Annotated in this window: 13 protein-coding genes; 4 read left to right on the top strand and 9 right to left on the bottom strand. The window is 64.2% G+C overall.

Annotation, left to right across the window (positions count from 1 at the left end; genetic code table 11):
- Window positions 1-204: 204 nt before the first annotated feature.
- From sufD to J0X25_RS33255, 4 genes are all read right to left on the bottom strand, one after another.
- The gene (sufD, locus tag J0X25_RS33270; protein ID WP_207288178.1) at window positions 205-1,425 is read right to left on the bottom strand and encodes a Fe-S cluster assembly protein SufD; all 1,221 of its coding nucleotides are present in this window, start codon (window positions 1,423-1,425) and stop codon (window positions 205-207) included.
- A gap of 1 nt (window position 1,426) precedes the next feature.
- Window positions 1,427-2,857 (bottom strand): Fe-S cluster assembly protein SufB, encoded by a 1,431-nt coding sequence (sufB, locus tag J0X25_RS33265; RefSeq protein ID WP_207288177.1) that lies wholly within the window; start codon window positions 2,855-2,857, stop codon window positions 1,427-1,429.
- A gap of 61 nt (window positions 2,858-2,918) precedes the next feature.
- Complete coding sequence (locus J0X25_RS33260; protein WP_207288176.1) at window positions 2,919-3,824, bottom strand: ABC transporter ATP-binding protein; 906 nt, start codon at window positions 3,822-3,824, stop codon at window positions 2,919-2,921.
- A gap of 196 nt (window positions 3,825-4,020) precedes the next feature.
- Window positions 4,021-6,759 (bottom strand): DNA-directed DNA polymerase, encoded by a 2,739-nt coding sequence (locus J0X25_RS33255; protein WP_207288175.1) that lies wholly within the window; start codon window positions 6,757-6,759, stop codon window positions 4,021-4,023.
- Window positions 6,760-7,136: 377 nt separating this feature from the next.
- On the opposite strand from J0X25_RS33255, the gene J0X25_RS33250 reads away from it, so the two are divergent.
- From J0X25_RS33250 to J0X25_RS33240, 3 genes are all read left to right on the top strand, one after another.
- Window positions 7,137-7,319: a DUF7331 family protein gene (locus J0X25_RS33250; protein ID WP_207288174.1), complete on the top strand. Its 183-nt coding sequence runs from the start codon at window positions 7,137-7,139 to the stop codon at window positions 7,317-7,319.
- Between the two features lie 82 nt (window positions 7,320-7,401).
- Entirely contained in the window at window positions 7,402-7,884 is a 483-nt protein-coding gene (locus tag J0X25_RS33245; RefSeq protein ID WP_207288173.1) for a DUF7322 domain-containing protein, read from the top strand.
- Between the two features lie 84 nt (window positions 7,885-7,968).
- Window positions 7,969-8,460 carry a DUF7346 family protein gene (locus tag J0X25_RS33240; protein WP_207288172.1) on the top strand — a complete coding sequence of 164 codons (492 nt, stop codon included), beginning with the start codon at window positions 7,969-7,971 and terminating at the stop codon, window positions 8,458-8,460.
- Between the two features lie 69 nt (window positions 8,461-8,529).
- Here J0X25_RS33240 and rad50 read toward each other — a convergent pair whose 3' ends face one another.
- From rad50 to J0X25_RS33215, 5 genes are all read right to left on the bottom strand, one after another.
- The gene (gene rad50, locus J0X25_RS33235) at window positions 8,530-11,220 is read right to left on the bottom strand and encodes a DNA double-strand break repair ATPase Rad50 (RefSeq protein ID WP_207288171.1); all 2,691 of its coding nucleotides are present in this window, start codon (window positions 11,218-11,220) and stop codon (window positions 8,530-8,532) included.
- Window positions 11,217-12,632, bottom strand: a complete 1,416-nt coding sequence (gene mre11 / locus J0X25_RS33230; protein ID WP_207288170.1) for a DNA double-strand break repair protein Mre11 — start codon at window positions 12,630-12,632, stop codon at window positions 11,217-11,219. Before mre11 ends, rad50 begins: the two co-directional genes overlap by 4 nt.
- A 121-nt stretch (window positions 12,633-12,753) precedes the next feature.
- Window positions 12,754-13,149 (bottom strand): DUF5615 family PIN-like protein, encoded by a 396-nt coding sequence (locus J0X25_RS33225; protein ID WP_225896670.1) that lies wholly within the window; start codon window positions 13,147-13,149, stop codon window positions 12,754-12,756.
- Window positions 13,073-13,297, bottom strand: coding sequence for a DUF433 domain-containing protein (locus J0X25_RS33220; protein WP_207288168.1), 225 nt, complete (start codon window positions 13,295-13,297; stop codon window positions 13,073-13,075). The genes J0X25_RS33225 and J0X25_RS33220 overlap by 77 nt, the downstream gene beginning before the upstream one ends.
- Window positions 13,298-13,408: 111 nt before the next feature.
- Entirely contained in the window at window positions 13,409-13,678 is a 270-nt protein-coding gene (locus tag J0X25_RS33215; protein WP_207288167.1) for a MarR family transcriptional regulator, read from the bottom strand.
- Between the two features lie 122 nt (window positions 13,679-13,800).
- On the opposite strand from J0X25_RS33215, the gene pan1 reads away from it, so the two are divergent.
- Window positions 13,801-15,018, top strand: coding sequence for a proteasome-activating nucleotidase Pan1 (gene pan1 / locus J0X25_RS33210; protein ID WP_207288166.1), 1,218 nt, complete (start codon window positions 13,801-13,803; stop codon window positions 15,016-15,018).
- Window positions 15,019-15,063 lie beyond the last annotated feature (45 nt).

Here is a 15,063-nt window from a genome sequence, read left to right as displayed (position 1 = left end):
ATCAAGTACGATACCGCCAGCCGTGTGTCTGCACCCTGCCGTCGACCACGTCGACCTGTTTGTGCCCCGCCTCGAGACAGCGCCATCGGCCGTCGCCCCTCTCGTACGCGGACGAGACTGGAACCGATTGCTCCTGTCGCTCTCGGACGAACGGTCCACACGCGGAAAACGCAGCGAAAGAAAAGCCGGATCGACCAGTCTCGCTTACTCTCGCTTGCTAAGACGCGCCCCGATCAGTTCCTCGAGGTCCTCGCGGAGTTCGTCGACGGCGATCTCCTCGAGGACGGGCACGAAGAAGCCCTCGACGAGCATGTTACGGGCCGAACGCGGGTCGACGCCGCGGGAGGTCATGTAGAGCAGGTCCTCCTGGTCGATCTGGCCGACCGTCGCGCTGTGGGATGCCTCGGTGTCGTGGTTCTTGATGATCAGCTTCGGGGAGGCGTCGGCCTCGGACTCGTCGCTGAGCATCAGCGTGTTCTCGCGCTGGTAGGAGCTGGTGTCCCACGCGTCCTTGCCGACGTCCTGGACGCCCTCGTAGACCGAGCGGGCGACGTCGTCGGTGACGCCCCGAGTCACTAGGTCCGCGGTCGTGTGCTCCGCACGGTGCCAGACCTTCGCGTCCAGATCGAAGTGCTGGTCGTTGTGGCCGTAGAAGGCGCCGACGATCTGCGTCTCCGAGGAGTCGCCGTTGAGCTCCGTCGAGACGCCGGACTTCGTCAACTGGGTCCCGAGGTTGACCTCGATCCAGTCGATCGTCGCGTAGGTGTCGGCGTCGCCGCGCTTGAGCGCGAAGTTGTAGGCCTCCTCCGAGAGATTCTGGAGGCTGCCGTACTGGACGTTGCTGTTCTCGCCCGCGGCGACTTCGACGATACCGCTGTAGTACTGCTCGTCCTGTTCGGCGCCGGTAGACTGGCGCTCGAGGATCGTCACCGAACTCGACTCCTCGGCGACGACGAGCGTGTAGTTGAACAGCGAGCGGGAGTTCTGCTCGGTCCGGATCGTCACGTCCTCCGCGTCGACGCCCTCGGGGACGTAGACGACCGTCCCGGTGCTAAACAGCGCAGTGGAGAGCGCCGTCAGGTAGTTCTCCTGGGGATCGATGATGCTCCCGAAGTGCTCCTGCAGGAGGCCCTCGTGCTCCGCGACGGCCTCGCTCCAGGGGAGGACCTCGACCTCGTCGGGCCCGACCTGATCCTTGTTCTCCGCCGCGTTCAGCGGATCCACGAGCGACTCGAAGTCGAGCTCGTGGAGGTTCGTCCAGTCGCGACCCGGCGTCCGGATGACGTCCGGCATGTCGAGGTCCTCGAGCGCCTCGAGGGCCTCGAGACGGGTCTCGAGGAGCCACTCGGGCTCGTCGAGGTCGCCCGAAATTTCGCGTACCTGTTCTTCGGTCAGATTGGCGTGGACCTGTGTTCCTGCGCTCATATTATCCGAGGCTCCCCTCCATCTCGAGTTCGATGAGGCGGTTGAGTTCGACCGCGTACTCGATCGGCAGTTCCTCCGTGATCGGCTCGATGAAGCCGGCGACGATCATCTTCTTGGCGTCGTCGTCGTCCAGACCGCGCGACTGGAGGTAAAAGATGTCCTCGTCGCCGATCTTGCCGACGGTCGCCTCGTGGGCGACGTCGACCTTCGACTCCTCGATCTCCATGTACGGCATGGTGTCCGACGTCGACTCGTTGTCGAACATCAGCGCGTCGCACTCGACGGCGGTGCTCGAGTTCTCGGCGCCGTCGGCGATGTGGACGAGCCCGCGGTAGTTGGTGCGGCCGCCGTCCTTGGAGATCGACTTCGACTCGATGGTCGAACTCGTCTCGGGCGCGTTGTGGTAGACCTTCGCGCCGGTGTCGATGTCCTGGCCCTCGCCCGCGAAGGCGATGGTGATGTGGGTGTCGGTCGCGCCGCGACCCTTGAGGATCGTACACGGGTAGAGCATGGTCGCTTTCGACCCCATGCTGCCCGAGACCCACTCCATCGTCCCGTTTGCCTCGACGATGGCGCGCTTGGTGTTCAGGTTGAACGTGTTCTTCGACCAGTTCTGGACGGTCGAGTACTGGACGTGTGCGTCTTCGCCGACGAAGACCTCGACGCCGCCCGAGTGGAGGTTGTGGGTGCCGTACTTCGGGGCCGAACAGCCCTCGATATAGTGAACCTCGGAGCCTTCCTCGGCGATGATGAGCGTGTGCTCGAACTGGCCCATCCCCTCCGAGTTCATCCGGAAGTAGGCCTGGACGGGCATCTCGACGGTGACGTCCTCGGGGACGTAGACGAACGAGCCGCCGGACCAGACGGCGCCGTGGAGCGCGGCGAACTTGTTGTCGCTCGGCGGCACGCAGCTCGTCATGAAGTGCTCCTTGACGAGTTCAGGGTGTTCGCGGACGGCCTCGTCCATGTTCATGAAGATGACACCCTTCTCCTCCCACTGCTCCTGCATGTTCTGGTAGACGACCTCGGACTCGTACTGGGCGCCGACGCCCGAGAGCGCGTTCTTCTCGGCCTCCGGAATGCCCAGCTTGTCGAAGGTGTCCTTGATGTCCTCCGGCAGTTCTTCCCAGTCGTCGACGCCCTCGCGTTTGTCGACGTCGGGACGGATGTAGGGAACGATCTCTTCGATGTCGAGTTCGGAGAGGTCGGGCATGCCGGGCCAGTCTGTCGGCATCGGCATGTTCTGGTACTGCTTGAGCGCGCGCAGCCGGCGCTCGAGCATCCAGTCGGGCTCGTCCTTGTCCTCGGAGATCATGCGGATGACCTCCTCGGTCAGGCCTTTGCCGGATCTGACTGCGGAGTTCTCCTCTTTCTTGAACTCGAACCGGGCCTCAGTATCTGTCTCTTTTAGGTGGTCTTGATCGGAACTCATTGGTTGATGTGATTTATGGTTACGGCTGTAGCGTTATTACGGTTGTTCTAGTCGAATCCGGTTACGCGGTGCCGTAGACCTCTTCGCGGACCCAGTCGTACCCCTTGTCCTCGAGTTGCTCGGCGAGTTCGGGACCGCCGCTCTTGGCGATCTGTCCGTCGAGCATCACGTGGACGTGATCGGGCTCGACGTAGTCGAGGATGCGCTGGTAGTGGGTGATCTGGAGGATCCCGGTGCCCTGCTCGTCGCGCAGCGCGTTGATCCCGTTGGAGACGTCCTGCAGCCGGTCGATGTCGAGTCCCGAGTCGATCTCGTCGAGGACCGCGATCGACGGCTCGAGGATGGCCGCCTGCAGCACTTCGTTCTGCTTCTTCTCGCCGCCGGAGAAGCCGGCGTTGAGGTAGCGCTGGGCGAACTTCTCGTCCATCTCCAGCTGTTCCATCTTCTCCTGAAGGATCTGCTGGAACTCGGCGACGCCGACTTCGCCCTCGTCGACGTCTCCCTCCATCGGCGAGGTCTCGAAGCCTTCGTCTGCTTCCTCCTCCTCACCGTCCTCGTCCTCGAAGAGCTCCGCGCGCTCCTCGATCTTGGCGTTCAGCGCCGTTCGGAGGAAGTTCGTCATCGTGACGCCCTCGATCTCGGCGGGATACTGGAAGCCCAGGAAGATGCCGAGCGCGGCGCGCTCGTTGGGCTCTAATTCCAGCAGGTTCCAGGTGCGCTGGTCCTCGTCGATCTCGATGTCCTCGCCGAACTCGTCCTCCTCGATGTGGAGCAGGACCTCGCCGTCGGTGACCTCGTAGGCCGGGTGGCCGGCGATGACCTTCGCGGTCGTCGACTTGCCGGAACCGTTCGGTCCCATCAGGGCGTGAATCTCGCCCGACTGAACCTCGAGATCGACACCCTCGAGAATCTTCTCGTCGCCCTCCGCTACTTCCGCGTGCAGATTGTTTAGTTCGAGACGTGCCATAGTACTTGCTCGTTTGAACGGTGGGTCGTATGACTGATAACGGTTTCGTATCCAACTGGATACTGTCCCACATTAGCAAAATAATTTCCTGAAAGGGAAACTGCTGTTATGGCTGAATGGAACTCGTGGTCGCGGGGTTCGTCCGTTCACGCGGCGAATGCTCGAGCGAACTGAAGGCCTGAGAGGCTCCGAAACCTCACATAAAGCTGTCTAAACCTTTCTGCTCCTGACCGCTTTTCACTTCGTTCCACGAGACGCCCAGCGCCTCGAGGATACGCTCGATCGGGCCCTGCAGCGTCTTCTCGAGCATCTTGTCGTAGTCGACCTCGAACTCCGGGGGGATCTGGTCGTCGTACTCGAAGCAGATGACGTCGGGATCGCGTTTGAACGCCCCGTAGAGCGGATCGGTCTGGGGGTCGAATCCCTCTTCGGTCTCCATCCGGCGGAAGAAGGCGGGGTCGACCCGGTCGAGGTAGAGTCGCTTCGGCTTGCTCCCCCGCTGGAAGTTGGTGCCGAGTAGCAGGTTCGCGTACTTCGCGCCCCGGACCTGCGCCGTGTCGGTGTCGTAGTTACCCAGTCGCTTGCCGATGCCGCCCGGGATGGCGATCTGCTCGAGGGAGATGTCGCCCGTCCGAACGTCCTCGATGATCTCGTTGAGGTACTCCTTGGCGCCCTCGACGTCGCCCTCGCGGACGATCATCTCGATGACCCGATGCTGGACCTCCTTAGTGATCGGCGCGATGTCCGAGCGCTGGTACTCGAAGCCGACGATGTCGATATCGTCGACGTCCTTCCCCTCTTTCCAGACGATGTGGCCGGCGTAGCGTTTCTTCTTGCCCGCCTGGAAGAACCGGCGGTAGAGTTTCTCGAACTCGATCTGAAAGCGGTGGGCGTCGGCGTTCAGGTCCTCGCGCGCGAAGTCGTCGTAGCGGCCGTTGATGTGCTCCTCTATCTCGAACGACTGATCGATGGCTTCGTCTTTCGAAATCTCGGGCCCGAGATCGAGCATGACGCTGTCGGTGTCGCCGTACGTTACCTGATAATCCAGTTCGTTCGCGGCGGTCTCCGTGAACTCGATGACCTCGCGGCCTGTCGCCGTGATCGCCGACGCGGCCTCCTTGTCGTACAGCCGGAACTGCTCCCAGCCCGACACCCCGTACAGCGAGTTCATGATGACCTTCACCGCGCCCTGCTGGCGGTCGTACTGTTCGTACTCGAGGCTCCCGGGTTCGTGCTCGTTGCGCAGTTCCTTCTTCTCCTCGCGCTCGGCGAGCAACTCGGTGATCATCTCGCGCATGACGCCGTCGGGCTCCTTCCGGAAGTGGATCGGCTCGGGTTTTGTCGGTGCGACGTAGGTCTCCCCGTCGTACTCGTCGGGGTCGACCTTCGTCTCGGGCGAGGCGTTGATCGTCGTCATGCACATCGGGTACAGCGACTTCAGGTCGAGCACGGTGACGTTCTCCTTGACGCCCGTGATCGGGTCGAATACGGCGCCGCCCTCGTACTCCTCGCCGGCCTCCTGCTGGCCCTTCGAGGGCAACGCGAACCGGCCGTAGGCCTCGTGGAGGACGTACATGTCGACCGCGTCCCCGGGCGTGGGGGCGTCCTCGAGTTTACACCCCACGAAGGAGCGCACCTCGTCCCAGAACGGGATGATCTCCTGCTGGCGGTCGAGTTCGACGCAGAGTTCGACGTCCCGGAGGTTGTACTCGAGCAGTTTCGTCGGGTCGTCCTCCCAGAGGTCGCCGATGTCGCCGGCGTACCGCTCCTTGCCGACGCCTAACTCGGCTTCGCCGACCGCGTCGAGTCGGTACGAGTCCAACTCGGAGAAGACCATCCGCTGGTAGCCGTAGAGCAGGTCGAAGACGACCCGACCCTTGATGTCCGGGCCGCCCCAGTTGCTGCGCCAGACCTCGTCGACCCGCGAGAGGCGATCGATCGAGAGGTCGTAGTCGTGGTGTGGCCCCTCGAGTTCCTCGAGGCGGTCGAGGAAGTACGGCGCGTCGAAATCCTCGAAGTTCCAGCCCGTGAGGATGTCGGGATCGGTCTTCTCGACGTACTCGATGAAGGCCTCGAGCATCGCCTCCTCGTCCTCGAAGGCGCGGACCTCGTGGTCGATCTCGCCTTCGATCGGGTCGTAGTCGTCGATCTCGGTCGGGATCGAGCCGTCGCCGACGGGCGCCTCGTAGAGCCACATGATGTACTCGTCGTCGTACGAATCGTGGCTGGTGAGACAGACGATCGGCTCCTCGCCGTCCTCGGGGAATCCCGACCGGTCGTCGACCTCGATGTCGAACGTGTTGACGCGCGGTTCGGCGTCGACGTCGACGGCCTCGGCCTCGTCGTGGGGGACGACCAGCGAGTCGTCCTCGGCGCGTCGCTCCGGAACGCGGATTCCGCTGCGGATGTCCTTGTCGATGAGAAATCGGTTCGGGAAGAGGATGTCGGCCTCGAAGTGCTGGAAGTCGTCGCGGATCTGCCCGACGTCTCGAGGCGTCTGACCGAAGATCTTGGTGAGCTTCTCGCCCCGGATGCTCTCGTAGGGCTCGCCGTCCTCGCCGACCTCCCGGCTGCCCGTTAGTCGGTCGTACTGCTCCTCGGGCGGCCGCTCGAGGCTGTCCGTCGGCGCGTAGAAGTACGGCCGGAAGCCGACGAACTGGACGTGCTCTAGCTCGCCGTCGGGCGTGCGCCCGAAGACGTGCATGATCGGTCGCTCCTCGTCGCCGTAGCCCGCGATGGTGTAATCCACCTGCATCACCGCGAACTCGAGTTCGCCCCGCGGTTCGGGCAGGGTCTCCTCGATGACGTCGATCACCTCCGCAGCGTCGGATCCGCCGTTGCCGGCGACCGCGACCGCCTCTTCCTCCGGCCGATCGTCCGTCTCGTCGGAGTCACCGCCGTAGTCCGTCAGTCCGGATTGGCCCGCCTCAGTCATACTGGCGAGATTTGCAGTCGGCGGATAAAAACCCCTGCAATCCCCGACTGCGACCTCGTGGACCGGGCTGGATGGCGGTGAGTCCGTCCCGGGACCGGTCCGTCGTCGATTCAGCGCGCGACCAGCCGATCGCCACAGGAAGGGAGCATGAGTCGTTACCTCGGCGAGCGCGGCCGTCGGCATCTCGGAGGCACCGGCTGGATATCTCCCGAGCATCCGCTCGGCGAGTTCGCCGGAGCGTTCCGAACGGTCGACTCGTACCCCTCAGCCGTCGGTAGTCGGTCCCGAGAGAGTGATATCACGTAGGGGGCGGACGGGTCCGGTTACTTGCAGTAGCAACAAGACATATACTGTGGTAACACATACCATAGAGTCAGGTGATCGAAGTGTCCACTAACGCTGACGACACGACGGATCGAAGCGAGCCGCGTAGCGACCACCAGGGCACCGCGACGATCGAGTCCTACGAGACCGAGGACGGTGTCGTCTTCTACGACGCCGAAAATCCGCTCGCGTGGGTTGAGACCTCTCGGACGCTCACGCTAACGGAACTGGCCTGAAGGCCGATTCGGCCGCCCCGTTTCCTCCCCGCTGCCACATCGAACGCGAACGCTTTTTTGCTGGCTGCTCCACCGTTCCAGTGTGGGATCCGACCGGAACGAGCACGAACCCGAGGAGTACGACCCCGAGGAGGAGTTTCGCGATCCCGAGAGTGACTCCCTCACGATTCCGTCGGTCTCGACCGAGGACGCGGGCGACGGACTCCGGTCGGAGATTCGAGCCGACATCGAGGAGGACCGGGCCTCGGAGCCGTTGATCCCGACCGACGAGACGGACGTTCCGCCGGAACTTCTCGAGACATTCTGGGCGCTGGTCCTCGTCATCAACGGCGCGCTCCTGACGCTGTCGCTCGGCGTCCTGTTCCTCGTCTTCGAGGGCGTGTCGCGAGTCAGCGGCGTTCTCCTCGTCGTCGGCCTCGTGCTCACCGGCTTCGCCGTGCGCCGGTATCGGAACTACCAGCGGCGCGACGACGCCAGTCCCGACGCGGATTCGACGCCAGAACCCTCGACAGCCCCTCCCGCCGACCAGGACGAGGAGGTCGACGGGGATGAGGAGACTTCGTAATCAGCTCTTACCACCCTTGCAGACAGCCGAAACTACTTCAGGAGTGCTCTCGCAACACCAGCCACCGGACGATCCCGACCGATCATGAAATCCGTCCAAGACGACACCGGCAAACGATACCTGCTTCTCAAGCGGTCCGAACACGCGAGTCTGGTCCGTGATCCGCGGAACGGCAACGAGTGTTACGTCCAGAACGACCGCCTCGAGGACCTCGACGAGTCGCCTCTCGAGACGTCCGCCCGGACCGTCGACGATCCGGTTCGGACGCTCCTGACCGCCGTCCACGACGAGGCGACCCTCGGGCTACTGATCGAACTCGCCGAACGAGGGCCGCTGGGCGTCCGGACGGTCCTCGACGCCTACGACTTCTGCGAGAGCGATCTCCACGGCCGACTCACGGTCCTGACGGCCGCCGGCCTCCTCGCGGAGACCGAGGTCGCCGGTGAGCGCGGCTATCGGATCACCGACAAGTGTGAACGGGCGCTCGAGGGAATCCGATCCGCCGACGCCGATTCGGAGGGCCCCGTCGAATCGTCGGGCACCGCGTCGAGCGGTGGGCCCGACAGCGCCTCGTAAGGACGGCATCCGAGCCGGTTCTCGTGGTTCTCGTCGGCCAGTGGTTCAGTCAGCCGGACGGCACTGTTGTCAGTCGGAAACGACCAGTTCGGCCTCGAGCGGCTCCCCGCGCTCGAGGCGGGAGCGATTCGACGTGGCGTCTTTTTCGACGCGGATCAGCGAGTCGGCCGCACCGACGAGCTCCTCGTCGTGGCTGACGACGACGATCTGTTCGACGCCGAAGTCGTTGCGCATCGATTGGATCAGCGAGACGAGTTGCGTGACGTGTCCGGAGTCGAGGAAGACCGTCGGCTCGTCGAGGATCAGCGGCGGCATCGGGGCCGATCCCTCGACGCCCTCGGCGAGCAGCCGGTAGATCGCACAGCGCAGGCTGAGGTTGAACAGCGCCCGCTCGCCGCCCGAGAGCTGTTCCGGTTCGAGGGCTTCGCCGTCCTTCTGGTAGACCGTCAACCGGTACTCGCCGTCTAGATCGATCCCCGCGTAGGAGTCGTTCTGATAGACCAGATCGAACGTCTCGTTGAGCAGCCGTTCGAGGGTCTCGACGTTGCGCTGGCGCAGTTCCGCCCGCAGGTCCGCGTAGGTCGCCTGCAGCGTCTCGGCCTCGTCGTACAGCGACTCGAGGCGCTCGCAGCGCTCCTCGAGTTCGTCGAGTCGGTCTCGGAGTTCCTCGAGTTCCTCGAGCTCCCGTTCGGCAGCGCCGATGTCGTTCTGGATCTCGGTGCGTTTTTCCTCGAGTTCCTCGAGTTTCGCGTCGACCTTCTCGAGGTAGTCCTCGGCGTTCTGCTTGTCGTTCCGGGCGGTCTCGACGCGCTCCTCGTCGAACTCCGACTCGAGGTCGCGCTTGCGCTCGCGTTTGCTCGAGAGCGTCTCGCGGCGCTCGTCGTTCATCGTCTGCCAGTCTCGGCGGCGCTCGCGACGGGTCTCGATCTCGCCGGCGAGGTCCGCGCGCTCGTCGTCGATTTCGGCGATCCGGCGTAACGACTCGAGACCCTCCTTGATCTCGCCGCGCTCGGTGTTGATCTCGCCGAGTTCGGCCCGGTGATCGTCGACCTCGTCCTCGAGGTCGTCGGCCTCCTCGCGTTTGGTCGCGGCTTCCGCCTCGTACTCGTCGGCCTCCTCGAGCAAGCGCTCGCGCTGGTCGCGGCGCTCGTCGAGCGTCTCGCGTTTCTCCGCGAGCAACTGCTCGACGTTCTCGCGGTTCTCCTCGAGTTGCGCGACCTGCCGCTCGGCCTCGCGGAGTTCCTCGGCGCGGTCGATCCGCTCCGCGAGGTCGTCGCGGTCGGCCTCCAGTTCCTCGAGTCGTTCCTCGAGCTCCGCGAGTTCCGCCCGTTTCTCGTCGAGGACGTCGACGTGCGGCGAGTCCTCGACCGGCTGCCCGCACTCGGGGCACTTCCCCTCCTCCAACAAGCGTTCGCCCTCCTCGATGGCGTTCTCGACGGTCCTGACGTCGGCGGTAACGTCGCCGATCTCGTCCGTCAGTTCCTCGCGCTCGGACTCGAGGTCTGCGAGGTGGTCGGCCGCGTCGCCGAACGCGATAGGCGCCCCGTCGAACCGCTCGCGTGCCGTCTCGATCTGCTCGTCGAGTTCCTCGATGCTCTCCTCGCGGTCGTCAATGGCCTCCTCGTCGGTCTCGAGTTTCGACTCGAGGTCCGCGGCGTCGGCCCGCGCCTGCTCGGCCTGTTCCTCGAGGTCGTCGGCCTCCTCGCGGAGGCGTTCGATCTCGCCGTTGGTCTCGGTGATCGCGACGCGAACGTTCTCCAGGTCGTCCCGGAGGTCCTCGTCGCGGGCCTCGAGGGTCTCGATCCGGTCGTCGACGTCCTCGGCGTCGGTGGCGTCCGCGCCCTCGAGGTCGACCTCGGCCAGTAACTCCTCGCGCTCTGCCTCGAGGTCGTCGCGTCTCTCCTCGAGGTTCCGGATCTCCTCTTTTGCGGCCTCACGCTCGCGTTCGGTCTCGGAGATCTTCGAGCGCAGGTCCTCGATCTCCTCGTCGAGCGAGTCGATCTCCTCGCGCGTCTCCTCGTGGCGCTCGAGGACGTCCTCGGCGGTCTCGAGCGTATTTCGGGCCTGTTCGCGCTGATCCTCGAAGCGGTCGATCTCCTCGTTGACGTCGGCTCGGCGCGACTCCAGTTCGTTGAGGCGCTCGTGGAGGTCCTTCTCCTCCTTCTGCTCGACCTGTTTGCGGAGGTCCTCGAGGACCTCCCGCTGGCCGTCGAGGACGGTCTTGACGCCCAGCCGGGCGTCGCTGGCGCGCTCGCGGTACTCCTCGAGCGCCCCGAGTTGCAGGAGGTCGTCGATCATGTCCTGTCGATCGCCCGGCGAGGCGTGGATCAGCTTGTTGACCTCGCCCTGCCGGACGTACGCGCAGTTGACGAACGCCTCGGCGTCCATCCGCAGGAGTTCGGTCACTTCCCGGCGCACGTCGCGGGCGCCCTCGATCGTCTCCGTCGGCGTCTCGAGGACGCACTTCGTCGTCGTCGCCCGATCGCCGCGGAGTTTGAGTCGGCGCTCGACGCGGTATTCGCGGCCGTCGTGAGCGAACCAGAGTTCGACCTCCGCGTCCTCCTCGCCGGTCGTGATCACGTCGTCTAAGGTGCGCTCGTCCAGCGCTTTCGAGCCGTACAGCGCGAAGAAGACGGCCTCGAGCAGCGTCGACTTCCCGCTGCCGTTGACGCCGTGGACGACGGTTACCCCGCGCTCGAGGCCGAGATCAGCCTCGCCGTAACACTTGAAGTTCATCAGGCGAACGCGGTCGACCCTCACGCGAAATCACCCAGCGAGGCGGTGTCGGCGTCAGCCGCTTCCTCGCTCTCGACCGATTCGTCGTCGGCTGGGGGCGTCTCGTCGTCGGCCCTCACTTCGGTCTCGTCGGATGTCGCCACAGCCTCGTCGTCGGTCGTCGCCTCGATATCGTCCGTGTCAGTGTCGGTCGCTATCGCATCCTCCGTCTCGGCAACGTCGTCCGTCTCGGCACCGGTCTCGTCGTCAGCGAGTTCGTCCGCGACGGTCGTCACGTCTTCGTCCTCCGGCGCGCGTTCCGGCGCAGGAGCGAACGCGGCTTCGTCGTCCTCGAGCAGGTCGCGAACTCGCCCTTCGACGGTCTCGCGGACGTTCGAATCGGCCAGGTCGTCGTTCCGGACGGTCTCGTCGATGGTGCGGGCGGCGTCGCTGAGTCCCAGTTCCCGGACGCGCTCGCGGACGGCGGCGTCGGGATCGGCGAAACTGACCGAAACCGCCTCGTCCTCGTCGGCGATCTCTCGCCGGTCGTTGACCCTGGCGACCAGCGCCCCGCGGTCGATGGCCGCCTCCTCGACCGTCGCGGGGGCGATCGGCTTGCCGTCGCCCTCGACCGTGACGATGACGACCGCGTCCTCGAGGTCGTACTGGCGGACCCGTTCTTGCACTCGATCGACGCCCTCGCCGGCCTCGAGGTCGACGTCGACGAAGACGAACTCGCGGGTGTCGGTCAGTCCGCGCCTGCTGATCGCCACCTCGGCGTCCTCGCCGTCGGGGAAGTCCACGAGGTTGTAGCCCCGATCCTCGCGTTCGCTCGCGCTGGCGCGCTCGGTCGACCCGCAGTAGGTGACCCACGTATCGGCCACCTCGGCGGTGTCGGGTTTGTGGTTGTCGCCCAGCAGGACGGCGTCGAACTCGACCGCGGACTCCTCGAGCAGCTCCTCGGTGTCCCAGTCGGCGTGGGCGAAGGGTTCGAAGAGGCCGTGAGTTACCAGCGTGGCGTGCTCGGCGTCGTCGGGGAGCGGTTCGAACGCGTACTCGAGGTCATCGCGCCGCGGTCGGGGGACGAAATCGAGTCCGTAGAGAGCGACATCGTCGACGACTTCGGGGTCGGCGCCGAGTCGCGTCGCGAGTCCGAGATCGGCGAAGAGATCGAGCCACTGGGCGTCGCGCTTCGACTCGTGGTTGCCGACGACGGCCAGAAAGGGAATGTCGGCGTCGGCGAGCGTTCGGAGAATTTCGACGGTGCCCTGCAGATCGACCAGCCCGGGACGGCGGTCGTGAAAGAGGTCCCCGGCGTGGACCACGGCGTCGACGTCGTCGGCGACGGCGTCCTCGACGACGGAGCGGAAGGCCTCGAGGAAGTCCTCGCGTCGCTGTGGAGAGTTGTATTGCTGATACCCGATGTGGGTATCGCCCGTATGGATAAGCCGCGTCATTGTCACCTCGTTAGGAGGCGCTCCCTAAAGGCATTCCGTGACCGACGTGAAAGTGAAGCGAACGGTTCGAGACTGCCGAACGGGCAGTAAGGAGATCCTCGAGGCGTAGAAGTCAAATCTATCAACAGTAGTGGATTTCGCGGTCGTCTTCCGACCGATCTTCGAGATGCGAATCGATCGCCTTAACGACGTCGCCGATATCACGGTTCGCCTGCTGAACGTAGATGATTCCCGCGTGATCGAGGTTCGATCCCTCGACGAGCGACAGAAAGTCGTCGCCGAACGTCACCAGAATCCAGTCGTTCTCGAGGGCGTACGAGAGGTGTTCGCGGTCGGGTTCCCCAGTTTCATCTCCTCTCGAACGGTTTTGACGGACCAGCCTCGACGGCGTAAGCCATCGGCTACCGGGATCCAGATACTTTCGTCGCAGTAGAGCGGCCTCATGCTCGAGCGGACTCCGCGGACCGGAAGTCGTCGATGTGGTCGTAGTAGTACGCGAGAGCGCGGTGGACGTCACCGAGCGAGAGGTCGGGGTACAGTTGCGTGATCTCGTCGGGTTCGTACCCGCTGTGTTCGTACGCCGAAGCGATGTCTTTCACTCGAATTCCCGTTCCCTCGATCGTGGGCGCTCCGTCGCTGTGATCCGGATCCCGAACGATGCTCATGGAACAAGATAGCTTTCGATCGTTCTTAAAGTCGTGGGACGATACGAAAACGAACGTATCCGTGTCTTGGCCGGCTTTCGGTCGGTCGTCCTGACGCTCCGTTCGAAGCCGTTACGCTTCGATATCGAGACTGTACAGCCGTTTGCGAGCGTCCGAGAACGAAAAACGGGAGTCGATCACGTTCTCCTCGTCGAGGCGGTTGAGGGCGTAGCGGACCGTTCGGGAGGGCAGCAGCGTCTCGTCGGCGATCTGTTGCTGGGTCATCGTCTCGTTGTACTCGAGGACCTTCGCGACGAGTTTGGCGCTGGGCGGTAGCTCCCTGACGTCGTCCCACGTCCCCCGCTGGTCGGGCTCCTGTCGTAGCGACTCTGAAGCACTCATCATCTCCCCATTCAGAATACAGGCTGATAATATTTTCTGTTTCGAAAAATGCGCAGCAGTCATATTCAAGACGGGTGTACTTACCCGAAGCCTCTTAAGAACCAACACCCAAAGGTCGGGTGATGAGCGACACTGTGGACGACGTCGACCTCCCGTACGACGAGGACGAGGCGTCCCAACAGGAGAAGATTCAGGCACTCGAGGAACGGCTGGAGGTCCTCGAGGCGCAAAACGAGGAGATGCGTGACAAACTCCTCGATGCCAACGCCGAGAACAACAAGTACCAGCAGAAACTCGAGCGACTGACCCACGAGAACAAGAAGCTCAAGCAGTCGCCGCTGTTCGTCGCCACCGTCCAGGAGATCACGGACGAGGGCGTCATCATCAAGCAGCACGGAAACAACCAGGAGGCGCTGACGGAAGTCACCGAGGAGATGCGCGAGGATCTCCAACCCGACGACCGGGTCGCGGTCAACAACTCTCTCTCGATCGTCAAGACCCTCTCTAACGAGACGGACGTTCGCGCTCGCGTGATGGAAGTCACCGAGAGCCCCGAGGTCAGCTACGCCGACATCGGCGGCCTCGAGGAACAGATGCAGGAGGTCCGCGAGACCGTCGAGATGCCCCTCGAGAAACCCGAGATGTTCGACGACGTCGGGATCGAACCCCCGAGCGGCGTCCTGCTCTACGGGCCGCCGGGGACGGGGAAGACGATGCTCGCCAAGGCCGTCGCCAACGAGACCGACGCCACCTTCATCAAGATGGCCGGCTCGGAACTCGTACACAAGTTCATCGGCGAGGGCGCCAAACTCGTCCGGGACCTGTTCGACGTCGCCCGCGAACACGAACCCGCCGTCATCTTCATCGACGAGATCGACGCGATCGCGGCCAAGCGAACGGAGTCCAAGACCTCCGGCGACGCCGAGGTCCAGCGCACGATGATGCAGCTCCTCTCGGAGATGGACGGCTTCGAGGAGCGCGGCGAGATCCGAATCATCGCCGCCACGAACCGCTTCGACATGCTCGATCGGGCCATCCTCCGCCCCGGCCGGTTCGACCGCCTCATCGAGGTGCCCAAGCCCAACGCCGAGGGTCGCGAGATCATCTTCGAGATCCACACCCGCGGCATGAACGTCTCCGACGAGGTCGACTTCGCGGAACTCGCCGCCGAGGCCGAGGAGGCCTCCGGCGCCGACATCAAGGCCATCTGTACCGAGGCCGGGATGTTCGCCATCCGCGACGACCGGACCGAGATCCGGACGGAGGACTTCCGCAGCGCCTGGGACAAGGTGCAGGCCGACTCCGACACCACCGAGGACGTCTCGAAGACCTTCGCCTGAGCGTTCGGTTTCTCCCCTCTCTCACTCTCCGTTTTTGCCGTTTTC

Origin of the sequence: Haloterrigena alkaliphila (genome assembly GCF_017352155.2) — an archaeon.
GTDB classification, from domain to species: domain Archaea; phylum Halobacteriota; class Halobacteria; order Halobacteriales; family Natrialbaceae; genus Haloterrigena; species Haloterrigena alkaliphila.
Note: the sequence above shows the minus strand (reverse complement) of the source record. Positions and strands in the feature narration are given on the sequence as shown.